The organism is Bdellovibrio sp. HCB-110 (genome assembly GCF_047323225.1).
Lineage (GTDB): Bacteria > Bdellovibrionota > Bdellovibrionia > Bdellovibrionales > Bdellovibrionaceae > Bdellovibrio.
In genome coordinates this window covers 1,236,181-1,249,642 of record NZ_CP178750.1, presented here as the reverse complement: position 1 = coordinate 1,249,642, position 13,462 = coordinate 1,236,181, and the positions used below count along the sequence as shown (strand labels likewise).

Genomic DNA, 13,462 nt, shown 5'->3' with positions numbered 1-13,462 from the left:
CGAGTATATTCTAAAACGGAAAAATTAATGCACAAATTTTTTTTGCAATGTGGATTCTAGAGAGCTCCCCACCAGGAGTAAACTTCGCGGGCCAATTGAACACCAATTAATATCAGAATAATTCCTGCGACGATCATCACTTTACGCAGACGTGATGGCGATTGCAGAAAGGGCCCTACCCTTGCGGAGCCGAGCCCGAGGGAGAAAAACCATAATGCCGAAAAGCTGGAAGCTCCCGCCGCGAACACCAGTCGCGAAGAGAGTTCCGGAAATTTTGCGGAGACTCCACCGATTAGAACAACTGTGTCTAAGTAAACATGGGGATTTAGAAGACTAAAGGCCAACGCCTGCAAGACGATTGTTTTCTTCGCAACCTTGTTTTGATCTTTAGAAGTGATAGTGATGGGCGACACATCCTCGCGAAGCTTTTGATAGCCATAATACAAAAGGAAAACGACACCAAGAACTCCAAAAATAATTTTGATCAAAGGAAATTGAATAAAGATACTTGCTGCGCCAACGACTCCCAAAAGAATCAAAAGGAGGTCACACACGGTACAAACCAAAGCTACTAATACCGGACTGTTTCTACGCAGACCCGATTCAAGGACAAAGATGTTCTGCGCGCCCAACGCAAAAATAAGACTGGCTTGCAGAATAAATCCCTGAATAAAGTAAGAACCCATGCTCTTTTATATCTTTTTCATTCAAGACTGTCTTCATTTTACGCCACTTTGAGGTCAAAAGATTTACTTTTGCAAGCAGGAGACTGTCTATGCAATACAAGAAAACTGAACTTGAACATAAATCGAAAACTTCTAACGGCGAAATCGCTTTTAAAATTCTTTTTACAACGATGGTCTTTGCGATCTTGGTGACTTATTTTACGAAGTAGAACTTTCTGGATATCCAGCAGAGCACATCGCAATGACCATCTGCCGTTTCCCTGGCCGGACAAAACCGCAATCAGTTTTTCGTTTTTAATTATAGATATTTCGTTTAACTCAAATAATGAGAGTTTCGATTGTCGTTTCGCTGAAGCTCTGAGTTATTTTGAAATGTAATAATTTATTTCTTGCTGGTTGTTTTCGACTTTCTAACCCTGCATAATTTTAAACAATCTATTTTTATTCGCGGTCGCTCTTAGAAAAAGGAAAATCTTTTAACAGCATGCCTTTTAGCGACTTTATGAAGTCGTTAAGACACTTTTCAAAACTTCTATCGCGATAACAAAAACCGCAAATTCGAGACAGAAAAATCCGTGTTATAGTTCCTTCAATTTCGGAGGCTATATGGATTTTTCTAAAATTTCGAATACAGAACTTTGTGAACGCATGGAAAAGTTGGTTCGTACAGAGCGAAAAATTACTCATTTAATTTTACTTCACATCGTAGAATTTGAATCCCGCCGTCTTTATGCGGAAATTGGATTCGATGGGATGTTTTCTTATCTTACGAAAGGTTTGGGCTATTCGGAATCAGCAGCCTATCGCCGATTGCAATCGGCAAGGGTCTTTAAACAGTTACCTTCGATTGCCGAAAAAATTGAAGATGGATCTTTGAATCTTTCACAACTTACTCAAGTGCAAAAGTGCTTAAAAGAAGAAGAGCGTAAAACGGGATTCTTGCCGACATCAGAAACAACAGAGAATCTGATCGGTAAGATTGAAGGGAAAACTACTTTTGAAACGGAGAAAGTTCTCGCCATTGAATTTGATCGTCCTATTCAAACTCACGAATGCCTCAAGCCTCAAAAAGATGATTCCGTAAGACTGGAAGTCACCCTTACTAAAGAACAATATGAACTTTTGGAAGAAGTAAAAAATCTTTCTTCTCATTCATGTCCAGACGGATCCTGGGCTGAAGTGATTTCGTTTCTGGCAGGTCGTTTTAAAAAAGAAAAAATGGGAAAAGCCATCAAACCGATGACTCAAAGCTTCACCGAAGCGAAGGTGCGGAACGTAAATTCGCCTCGAAAAGGACGAGCTTATATTTCAATAAAAACCAAACGACTATTATTGAATAAAGCACATTACCATTGTGAATACGTAGATAAAACCACAGGAATTACGTGCACATCAAATTTTCAACTGCAAGTGGATCACATACATCCTTTAGCACTTGGTGGATCTAACGACACCAAAAACTTAAGAATCCTCTGTCGCACGCACAATCTGTCTGAAGCAAAACGCCTGGAGCTTCAGCGAAGCGGTGGTCTTAGTTCAATCACGAAAAAAGTGCATCTACCGTAGTTGCTTCCCTACAATCCGTCTAAAAATTTCTTTACGCCATTCCAGTATTCGTCGTACTCCGGAAGGTCGTTGTGACTTCCACCTTCGATTTTTAGAAACCGTTTTGACGCTTTAATTTCTTCGAAAAGGCGCTGACCTTGTTCGTAAGGTATGACTTGATCTTCCGTACCGTGCACGACGAGGACGGGGCTTTTTACGTTCTTAACCCATTCATTTGATGGAAATTTATAGCGAACTAAAAATGTTGGCGCGAAAGGGAACATTATTTTTGCCAGCTCTTTTCCGCTATAGTAGGGCGTTTCAAGAATAAGTCCGTCAACAGAACTCTCTGACGCCAGTCTTGCTGCGATTCCTGAACCTAAAGATCTTCCGTAAATGATCACTTTTTTCTGTGCGGGAAGTTTTTTAATTTCTGCGAAAATTGCTGACGCCATATCATGGAGTTGCGCCTCGGATCTAATACTGCCCGTGCTTTTTCCGTAACCAGGATAGTCCACCATCCAAATGCTCCATCCTGTTTTATCGATAAATTCACTGGCAAGGTCTCCCCAACTGTCGAGGGCACCGCCATTGCCGTGAAAATATAAAATAACTCCTGGAGCACTAGGAGCCTCGAAATAGAGGCTGTGAACTTCCTTATTTCCGATTGTAACAACTTTTTCTTCAGATGGATTTTTGAACTTAAATTGATAGTCGTTCGAAAGCTTCGTGGGAAAAAAGATAAGATGCTCTTGAAAAAAGAAAACTCCCACCAAGACGATGACAGCAACTGCAATGACAATTCGAAGAAGGCTGAGAATAAATTCCATAAGAAATCATGGCATAAAGACTATAGAATAAGCCACACCGTTTTGGTGCAGTTTTTGTCAAAGGGCAGTGATTCACTGAGCCGGAGACAGAATTTTTTTAGGTTTATACTGAGGTATACCAAAATTGCAACGTCCCATACAATAAAGCTTTCCTTGCTGAGTCGCTATTAACACATTACTGCGCACTTCAAGGGTCGCCGGAGTAAAGCCCGCAACCACGGAGGACGTATCAACGTATGTCGGCCCAATCACACCGCCACTGACTCCATTGAACCCCTGCTTTGCATTGCCCCAGCAAGCTACTTTAGAATCAGCCATGATCGCGCATCCCAAGTCCCAACTGCTATAATCCGCTCGGTGTTGTAATACGACCTGTGATCCAGATAGAGAACTAAAAGAAAAATTGGATACCGTAGACGATGCCACACCTCCCGCGCCCCAACATCCTAGCGCCCCGGCAGAGTCTAAAACACACCCGCCTGCCTGAATAGATGTCAACGTACCAGAATGCGCAAATGAAGAGCTGGCTGTTTGCAAACTCGAATTGACATAGCCATTACCCGGTTCGGGAAACACCCCCGAATATTGAATGCTAAAATCGCTTTGAATAGCCACAATCTGATTTCCTATTGCATCAATATCTAAGAAAGCTGACGAACTTTTTAAAATCGGAATCTCTTCATTGCTTGCGCTATTGCAGAAATAGGAAGATGGACTTCCCCAACAGTACAGTTTGTTATCAGTCCCCAGCGCCATGAATGTTCCCGGTCCCGAGGAAGATACGGCGATTTTTTTTAAACCGACGCCTCCAGGAAGATTCGTTTTACTAACTTGCACAGGAAGATCGCTTTGACCGGCAGGGCCATTTCCTAGAAAACCGCTCCCCCAACAATAGGCTTCATTGTCTTCTGCTACCGCACAAGTCGTAGCTCCCCCTACAACAACCGATATAAAATTCGTCGAACCCGCGACAGTTGTTGTATTCACAAGAACAGGTTTTTCTCGGTTCACTTTATCACCCGTGCCTAAGGCTCCTTTGGCATTCCCTCCCCAGCAATACAATTTCTTAAAGTTGTCAATAGCGCACGCATGGTTGTAACTTTCGGAGACTTGGGTAAAGTAGACCCCGAACGCAAGATCGCTGGTATCAATTTCGTTCAGCGCTCCATTGTCGAAAGTTCCAACCAGCCCATAATATGATCCTCCCCAACAATATGTCTCATCATTGGCTGTGATGGCGCACATGGTTTCCTCGTGCCCGTTCATCGCTACAATCTGCTGCGCACCGTATTCAGAAAAATCCACTTTCATCGGAGTCAAGCTGTCGGTCTCATTTCCAACCCCCAACGAACCATTCCAATTGCTCCCCACACAATAAAGATTGTATTTATTCGTCGTGAAACAAGACCGGTTATAATAGCTATGCACAAGCACAGGATGTTCATCTGATAGCAGTCCAGACAGGTCCATGGGTGTAGGATTATAACTGACATTTGTGGTTCCATTTCCCATCTCTCCGTCACTGTTTTCCCCCCAACACAAAATACGTTCCTTTGTCGTTAGGCCACAAACTGTGCTTCCCGCTCCCACGTGAAGACTTGTAAAACGCTCCTCAGACAAAAAGTTCGAAGTATTTACAGCAATAGGAATATTAGATGGCGATGCCGTCACGTCGTCAGTAACATTTCCAAACATCCCCCAACAGTAAGCCTTACCTTCTCGAGTCAAAGCACAGGCAACACCATCCCCGATGTTCGCTTGTACAAAATAAGGAGACGGTGAAATATGGTCCACCTTAATGAGTGTAGGTACGGCCGCATTCGTATTTGTTCCATCACCGATTTCACCGTTAACATTTCTCCCCGAACAGAGAACCCTTCCCTGATTGGTGGTAATACATAGATTTGTGCTCCAAGAACCGACGTCGTGACTGATCGGAAACTCTCCGACATTAAGGGCTGAGAGATCTAACTCCACTGGAACATCCGCCTGACTTGCCGGAAAACCTGCGCCAGAGAAATCAGAACCCCATTGATAGATTTTTCTATCGGCAGTTCTCCCGATAGTAATACTTTCTTCCGTTGCCGAAATGTCCAAAAATTTTTTACTGCCGGGAATAGAACTTGTAGTTATTCTTTGTTGGCGAAACACATCAAAACCCGCAGGTCTCGGCCCCGCAGCGCCACTGTGGTTTTCCCCCCAACAATAGACGTCGCCAAGCGAATCAACTCGGCAGCCATGAACGTACCCTAAAGCCACTTTATTGGAATCATAAGTTGCTGAAACTTGCGCCACATCACCCGAGTAAGCAATTTCGCTGATAACTCCGTCATTCCACTCAAAGGAATTCTCCCGCAATCGAGGGCTTAACTCCCCCACTTCCCCATGGACATATCCTTTGAGTATGAATTTTTTTGATTCCGCAGTCTCCTCAAGATCCCAGACCACGGGAGTTCCAGAGTTGATATTCTCAAAATCGCTGGTTTCGAGAGTGTTTCTTTTTATATCCTCTGAAAAGCTTACTTCGAATTCAACGTATGGAATTTTGTTTGCAGCAGATGTTGTCTCAGAACGAGATATAATTACGAATTTACCCAGGTCGCCGGCCAATTGATTCTCTAAATGAACGTCAACAAAACAGCCTGGACAAATCAATAAAACGCTAAACAAGAAAGTGCCGAAGTAAGTGATTTTCATCGAGTATTATATCGGCTGTTTTAAAAAGATTATTTAGGTTACCTTTAATGCCTCAACAAAGAGCGCTCTCTCGCAAAGAACATTCCCTACTTTGATCCACGAGACTCGAGATTTAATAATAAAAAAGCCACATCGGTTTGGCGATGTGGCTTTTCAAATTGTCTTGGTAGTTTCGACTTAATGAAGTTTTTTACCCAGCAATGCCGCACGAGCTGCTGCCAAACGCGCGATAGGTACGCGGAATGGAGAGCAAGACACGTAATCAAGTCCTACACGGTGGAAGAACTCGATAGATTCTGGATCTCCGCCGTGCTCACCGCAAACGCCGACTTTAAGGTCAGGTTTCGTGCGACGGCCAAGGTCCGTTCCCATTCTTACAAGAGCGCCTACGCCCACTTGATCAATGGACATGAACGGATCTTTTGGCAAGATGCCAGAAGACACGTAAGAACCCAAGAAACGGCCCGAGTCGTCACGAGACAATCCCAAAGTCGTTTGAGTCAAATCGTTCGTACCGAAGCTAAAGAAATCCGCGTGCTCAGCAATAGCGTCTGCTGTGATCGCTGCGCGAGGAAGTTCGATCATTGTTCCCACAAGGTAATCGAATTTCACGTTTTTCTCTGCCTGAACCTTCTTCACTTCATTGATGGAAAGAACACGCAAGAAATCCAATTCCTTATCTGTCGCCACAAGTGGAATCATGATTTCTGGAACAAGTTTTTTGCCTTCAGAAACAAGTTGGGCCGCTGCTTCTGCAATCGCACGCACTTGCATCACATAGATCTCTGGGTATGTGACAGCCAAACGGCAACCACGGTGGCCCAACATCGGATTGAACTCATGCAAGGCTTTTACTTTTGAACGCAAACGATCAAAGTCTGTGCCCAAACGTTTCGCCAATTCTTTTGTCTCTTCGTCTGTGTGAGGAACGAACTCGTGCAAAGGAGGATCCAACAAACGAATTGTCACTGGCAAGCCGTCCATGATCTTGAAGAGTTGATAGAAGTCATCTCTTTGCATTGGAAGAAGCTTCGCCAAAGCTCTTTCACGCTCTGTCTTGTTATCCGCGATGATCATTTCACGGACAGCATCAATACGATCCGCACCGAAGAACATGTGCTCCGTACGGCAAAGACCAATACCTTCAGCTCCGAAGTTGCGCGCTGTTTGCGCGTCTTTTGGAGTGTCAGCATTTGTGCGAACTTTCAATTTACGAACGCGATCCGCGATTTTCATGATGCGCTCGAAAGTGCCTTCCAATTTTGGCTCAATCGTTTTTACTTCACCCAAGAAAACTTCACCTGTAGAACCATCCAAAGTGATCACATCGCCCTTCTTCAGAACGTAGCCTTTCACTTTCATAGTCTCAGTGCGGTAGTCGACTTCAACTTCTCCGCAACCAGCCACACAGCATTTACCCATACCACGGGCAACAACCGCCGCGTGAGATGTCATACCACCACGAGTTGTGAAGATACCTTGAGCTGCCACCATACCTGCAATGTCTTCAGGAGATGTTTCGATACGAACAAGAATAACTTTTTTGCCCTGCTCTTTCCACTCAACAGCTTCTTCAGATGTGAAAACGATTTGACCGTTCACACCGCCTGGGGATGCCGGTAAACCTTTAGCAAGAACTGTTTTCTGTGCTTTAGGATCGAGTGTCGGATGAAGAAGCTGATCCAAAGCTTGTGGCTCGAGACGCAAGATAGCTTCATCTTCAGAGATCAACTTTTCGTCGATCATATCGCAAGCAATTTTCAATGCCGCTGCTGCCGTTCTTTTTCCGTTACGAGTTTGCAGCATCCACAAAACGCCACGTTCGATTGTGAACTCGATGTCTTGCATATCGCGATAGTGCGCTTCTAGTTTTTTGTAGATTTCAACAAGTTGGTTGTAAGCTTGTGGAAGAGCTTCTTCCAAAGACTTCACACCCGCGGCCGCTGCTGCCACTTTTGTGATGGGTTGTGGAGTACGGATACCCGCAACAACGTCTTCACCTTGCGCATTGATCAAGAACTCACCGAAGAAGGCTTTTTCACCTGTAGAAGGATTTCTTGTAAATGCCACGCCCGTTGCAGAATCATCACCCATGTTTCCGAAAACCATGGATTGAACGTTCACCGCGGTCCCCCAACTTGCAGGGATGCTATGAAGTTCACGGTAAGTGATTGCACGAGGAGTATTCCAGGAACGGAAGACCGCAGAAACTGCGCCCCACAATTGTTCCCAAGGATCCGCCGGGAAAGATTGACCTGTCATTTGATGAACAAGGTCTTTGAATTTTTTAACAAGCACTTTCAAATCATCGACCGTCATATCCGTGTCGAGTTTGTAGTGTTTTTCTTCTTTCAAATCTTCTAATGTCACTTCAAGAAGTGAAGAGTTCATACCCATCACAACGTCAGAGTACATTTGGATGAAACGGCGATAAGAGTCCCACGCAAAACGCGGGTTGTTTGAAGACTTCGCCAAGCCCTCCACAGTTTGGTCATTCAAACCAAGATTCAAAATAGTATCCATCATACCTGGCATAGACGCGCGAGCCCCTGAGCGAACAGAGACGAGAAGTGGATTGTTCACGTCGCCAAATTTTTTACCGATCTTTGCTTCCACTTTTGCCATTGCAGCAAGTACTGAAGGGCGAACCCATTCAGGTAATTTGCCACCAGCTTCAGTGAAGTGAGTGCAGATCTCTGTCGAGATCGTAAAGCCTGGAGGAACTGGAATTCCCAAAGAAGTCATCTCTGCAAGATTGGCTCCTTTACCGCCAAGGATGTTCTTCATCCCTGCATTTCCTTCAGTGTCACCCGCAGCAAAGAAGTATACAAACTTCTGCGGGATCGGCGTTGTTGAAGTGGATTTGCTTTCAGTGTTTACGTTCTGGTGCATAAGTCTCCCTCCAGAAAAGTAAAATTGTGGTCCTAATTAGTATGTATAAAACACTGCTAAGTGCTTAATATCAATGAATATTTTTGGCGATGCTTTGCGATGAGTTATAGAGCCCCTGCTCGAACAAAAGGGAATTCTAAGGGAGCTCAAATTCACTTTATTTTCTGCGGACTTAGACGATTTATTAAGGGCTCGGCACCCCCTACTTTCAGGAGAAAACCATGAAAAAGATCGTATTCGTACTCGCTCTTTTGACTACAAATTCAGCATTCACCTGAAAGGCTCTGAAAACAAAAAAGGCTTCAAGTTTCCTTGAAGCCTTTTCTATTTTGTTTTTTCAATTTTCGACTAGTCTTTGATATCAATCACTTCGAAGTCGATGCTCAGTCCTACGTTCGGTCCTTGATCAACCCACTCAATGCCCTCAGCAAGAAGAATGGAGTTTGTCGATGGTTGGTAAACCCAACCTTTGATAGGATCGTTCGGGATCTCTTGTGTGCCGTAAGAAACTTTGATTGTTTTCTCGTTCGGAACACGGCTCAATTTCACCTGACCCGCCGTTCTTTTCACGATGTCTCTTGCGAACTCAGCAAGCTTCACACCGTAGTCCGGATTGCAAAGACTCAAAATGTTCTTCTGAGTTCTGTCACCGTTAACAACCGATGCCAAGAAATCCTCAAGCTTACCATCGAGATCTTCAGACGTCGGGCACGCTTTTTCATCGGCCTGAGTCACGATCACACCATAAGCCAAAACGCGGTTTGGATCGACTTTTTTGCTCTTCAAGAACTGAAGAAGATCTTGTGCGCTGTACTTAGATTGATCTTTCGCGTCTGTGATAAAAATCACGGCCAAAAAAGCATCTTGACGGTAAAAACCTGCGTTGGCCGTTGTATCCAGCGGAGAACTCAATGCAGACACAACAGGACCAAACATTTCTTCCGAAGCACTTCCATCAGTACCGACCTGCATTCTGCGAGAGAGAAGGCCTACAAAATCCGGAGTGGTTTTTTGCAAGAATGTCGGATATCCAACCAGTTTACCGCAATGCTCACGGCAGTCATCCATGTCTGTTGTTAAAACACCGATATGATAATCAAGGATAGACACTTTTGAAATCGCATCAGCAAATTGGAAGGCATTGCGGCTCAAGTTGTTTTGCGCCGATTGCATACTGCCAGAGCTGTCGATCACAAAAAGAATGTCCACTCTTGGATTGAACGCCTCAAAGTCTTTTGGTTTTTCCGAAAAATCTTCTTTCGGAATCACGGACTTAGGAACGATCAAATTCTTGCTCGACTCAATCCCGCAACCTAGTACGGAAAAAGCGATTAAGAAAGAGAGAGCTTTAGTCACAGTCTTCATTCCTACTCCTTCGCTTTCGCGCAACCTTTTTTCACATCAACTTTGAAATTTGAAAGTTCGTCGAACCAAATTTCTTTGTCGTTAGAAAAATTCATCGCGAATTTAGCGCCAGAACCTGTTGAACCCATTTTTGCTTCTGAAGCATTGGCGTGCTTCAAAAATTTAGAAGCTGAATCCACTTGTTGGATCATCTCAACTTCCACGATTCTTAGACGTTGCATAACTTGTTTTGAGTCTTCAAGCTCCGCTTTCGCCAACTCTTGAACACGTTGATAGCCCGCACCTTGAGTCATTTGAGCGCGAGTTTGCACTTGGTTTTTCAAAGTTTCAAAGTGGCCTTGCAAGTTTCCGAAAGTCAAAGAACGAGAGTACAGTTGTTCTGCGATCTCAGATTCTTTCATCAAGTACTGGTGTCTTTTCACTAGCAATGACAAAACTTCGTCTTTAGAAGCCACCGCTGGCAACTGATGAGCGTCTTTACCCAACTTCGCCGTGCTAACAGGGCCTGCTGACAAAGCCTTCATCAAGTTCGCCACTGCTGGCTGATGAGGATCTGCACTCAATTTCTCAAGGGCGATCAAGTGCTCGCCGAATTGAGCTTTGATGGATTTCATCGTCGTCAAAACACCTGGGTAGTCACAAACTTTCAAGCTGCTGAAAGAGCCCAAAAGATAAGACTCAATCCCGACCCAACCTTTGAAGTGCGGGTAAGTCAGAGTTTTTGTGATCGCCATCGCATTTTGTGGCTCACCTTTTCTCATGTAAGCCCAAGCCATCTCTTCTTGTGCTTGGAACCAGTAATCAGATTTTTTAGAAATCTTCTCGTAGTATTTCAAAGAAGCATCCAAGAAACCGTTTTGGTACAACAAACGACCCGCAGTGATCGTCATAAGGTCTTTGTCGATCGGATTGTTCTTCGCTTTCATCAAGTGTGCTAGAACTTGGGCGGCTTTACCAGCGTCCCCACGAATACCGAGGTTCAAAACCAACTGCCATTGCAAGATATTGCGTTCAACGGAATCAACCGGAGTCTTTTTAATAAGCTCCGTCAAAGCCGCGATGTCTTCAGTGACATAGCTTTTCTGCATGATCACGGCCATCTCAGCACCCACGCCGAACACTGTTGTCCAGTATGGATTCCAAGTTACTTGTGCCATACCCCATACAGGGTCTTTGTCATTCAAGTTTTCTTTCCAAAGGCTGATCACTGTGGCGTCAATTTTTTGTGGCTCTTTAATCGCCAAAAGACTTTCAACACCCGTTAGTTTCAAACCATTTTTGTAGTTCAAGAAAGCTTCAAGAGCTTTTCCTGTCTCTGTTCCTTGGAAAGGAGAACCGTTGAAAGCTGAGCTCCATTGAAATAAAGCTTTTTCGTAGTTCTTTTCAACCAGGAATTGGAAAAAGATATTTTGTTCAGCAGAAGAAGGATTCACGGCCTTTTTAAGTTTCGCGACCTCTTCGCTTTCTACAAACTGCGCTGCTGCTTGGCTTGTTTTACCTTCAAGGATGCTCATGAGGTCGTCTTCTGCAAACGCCACCTGAGTTCCTAAAAGTAAAGAAGCGACTGTTATTGATTTAACTAAGATCATAACATCCAACCCATTTGTACAGAACCAACGCCTGTAAGCATTTCTTCTGTTTTATCGTAGTATTCTGCTTTGTACTGTTGTGCACGGTACTCAAGACGAGTTGTCAGGTTCTTATTAATCCAGAAGCCCATACCCACACCCATCGTTGCGACAGGAGTTGATGCATTTGAAAGCTCGATAGATCCGTAACCCGCCATCAAGTAAGTATCGAAGTGAGCAACACCCAATTTACCGAAGCTCAATTTACCAACCACTGGATACCAGTTCACCAAACCCAAAGTTTCAGACTTTGGATAGATCACTTGTGGGAACAAGTAGTTTGGATCTTTTGGATTTTCAGCCGCTGCTTGAGAAGCTTTATCCACCATTGACTTCCCTTCCGGAGTCAAATTGTTGAAGGAGTAGTTGTATTTCACGCCTACGCTCCAGCTTGGATTGATGTGGTAGTGAACGTTCACACCCGCATTTGTCGTGCGGTTGTAAGCATCACCACCGAAAACTCCAGAAAATTCTGGTGCGATTTCAAAACGGTTTGTTCTTTCAGAGAAACGGTTTTGAACCACTTCGTTTTCAACTTCCGGATTCAAAGCTTTGGCTTTCATGTAAAGCGCTTCGTTTCCACCGAAAGAGTCCAACTCTTGCTCAACTTGAGCGAAAGCTGTTGAAGACAAGAAAAGTGCAACAATTAAACTTAATGATTTCATGGAGTCACCGCCGCTTTTACGTTAATGCGAAGAGTATGGTTCGTTGTTACTTTTTGAACAGCGTTGCTGCCTGCGTTTTCAACGACGAAGTTTACTTCGTAAACTTTTTCAGTTGCCGCAGTGGCATCAACGACACCTCTGCAATCAAGCTGGAACTTGGTTGAGAACGAGCGATTGCAAGTCAATGTGCTGCCTGGAAGGATTGTCGCAATGTCGTCTTGAGACTTCATTGTCAAAACACCGTTGTTAGAAGGATCATAGATAGCAAATGCGATTTGGATTTTTTCGCCAACTTTTACTTCTGGCGCAATTTCCATCGTCATTTTTGTGCTTCTCATTTTCGCTTCGACAATGATTTCTCTTTTATAAAGATCTGAAACCACGCCGTGCTTAGATACCGCTACCAAACCGAAGCAGTACGTTCCCGAAGGCAAGATACCGACTTTCGTCAAATCCAAAGTCACACGGCCTTGATAGTTGTTCGGAGTCGTTGCATGAGCAGAGATGCTTTTGATCTCTACCAAGTGAGCGATCGAATCGCTGTAGTAACTTGTTGTGCAATCTCTCACCATCAAGGATGCGTCTGTTTCGTTCATCGCATCGACGTCTTCCATCGTGAAATCAAAATTGTAAGTAGAACCGACAACCACAGTTGTTGGACCTGTTACCGTATTCACGATGGGTTTAGAGTAAGCATTTTGGATCACCAAAGAGATCGTCTTCTTTTCAACAGAGATTGTCGGGCTGTTTGCCGTTACATCTGTTGCCAAAGTGATGCGCAATGGAAGTTCCATGCTTGGGAAGCTGCCCACTTGTGCTTTTGTCGGAACCCATTTGAAATCACCAGTAGCGTCGTCAAACGTCGCACCAGGGAAATCAGACATGTTGTCGATATAGATTTTAAATGGAACATCCGGAGTCATCACGCGACCCAAGATTTTAAATTCCAAAGGAGCTCCCACACGACCATTTACCAATGTTGGAGCATCGATTTGCAAAGCCTCTTTAGGAAGAGGCTTCGCAGGTGTTGGTTTCCCCGCAGTTGGCGGAACACCTTGGCGAACCTGATCAGGTGCACCTTGGATTGGATCCTGTTGCAATTCGCAAGCAGTCAAAAACATTAAGCTTGTCAATAAAGCCAACAATACCTTCAT

The 13,462-nt window shown here is 44.2% G+C and carries 9 protein-coding genes; 1 reads left to right on the top strand and 8 read right to left on the bottom strand.

The window, feature by feature from the left end; all coding sequences use genetic code 11:
- Window positions 1–56: 56 nt before the first annotated feature.
- Window positions 57–686 carry a LysE/ArgO family amino acid transporter gene (locus tag ACL934_RS05935; RefSeq protein ID WP_413613209.1) on the bottom strand — a complete coding sequence of 210 codons (630 nt, stop codon included), beginning with the start codon at window positions 684–686 and terminating at the stop codon, window positions 57–59.
- 606 nt (window positions 687–1,292) lie between these two features.
- Between ACL934_RS05935 and ACL934_RS05930 the strand changes: the two genes are divergently transcribed.
- Entirely contained in the window at window positions 1,293–2,252 is a 960-nt protein-coding gene (locus tag ACL934_RS05930) for an HNH endonuclease (protein ID WP_413613208.1), read from the top strand.
- An 8-nt stretch (window positions 2,253–2,260) separates the two neighbouring features.
- Here the strand turns inward: ACL934_RS05930 and ACL934_RS05925 are convergent, their stop codons facing one another.
- The 7 genes from ACL934_RS05925 to ACL934_RS05895 form a co-directional block, all read right to left on the bottom strand.
- A complete protein-coding gene (locus ACL934_RS05925; protein ID WP_413613207.1) occupies window positions 2,261–3,061 on the bottom strand; it encodes an alpha/beta hydrolase in 801 nt (266 codons plus the stop codon).
- 72 nt (window positions 3,062–3,133) lie between these two features.
- Window positions 3,134–5,758, bottom strand: coding sequence for an RCC1 domain-containing protein (locus ACL934_RS05920; protein ID WP_413613206.1), 2,625 nt, complete (start codon window positions 5,756–5,758; stop codon window positions 3,134–3,136).
- Between the two features lie 177 nt (window positions 5,759–5,935).
- Window positions 5,936–8,650 (bottom strand): pyruvate, phosphate dikinase, encoded by a 2,715-nt coding sequence (ppdK, locus tag ACL934_RS05915; protein WP_374078759.1) that lies wholly within the window; start codon window positions 8,648–8,650, stop codon window positions 5,936–5,938.
- A gap of 348 nt (window positions 8,651–8,998) precedes the next feature.
- Window positions 8,999–10,015: a VWA domain-containing protein gene (locus ACL934_RS05910; RefSeq protein WP_374078757.1), complete on the bottom strand. Its 1,017-nt coding sequence runs from the start codon at window positions 10,013–10,015 to the stop codon at window positions 8,999–9,001.
- Between the two features lie 2 nt (window positions 10,016–10,017).
- Window positions 10,018–11,604, bottom strand: a complete 1,587-nt coding sequence (locus ACL934_RS05905) for a tetratricopeptide repeat protein (protein WP_374078755.1) — start codon at window positions 11,602–11,604, stop codon at window positions 10,018–10,020.
- A complete protein-coding gene (locus ACL934_RS05900) occupies window positions 11,601–12,308 on the bottom strand; it encodes an outer membrane beta-barrel domain-containing protein (RefSeq protein ID WP_374078753.1) in 708 nt (235 codons plus the stop codon). Before ACL934_RS05900 ends, ACL934_RS05905 begins: the two co-directional genes overlap by 4 nt.
- Window positions 12,305–13,462 carry a hypothetical protein gene (locus ACL934_RS05895; RefSeq protein WP_374078752.1) on the bottom strand — a complete coding sequence of 386 codons (1,158 nt, stop codon included), beginning with the start codon at window positions 13,460–13,462 and terminating at the stop codon, window positions 12,305–12,307. Before ACL934_RS05895 ends, ACL934_RS05900 begins: the two co-directional genes overlap by 4 nt.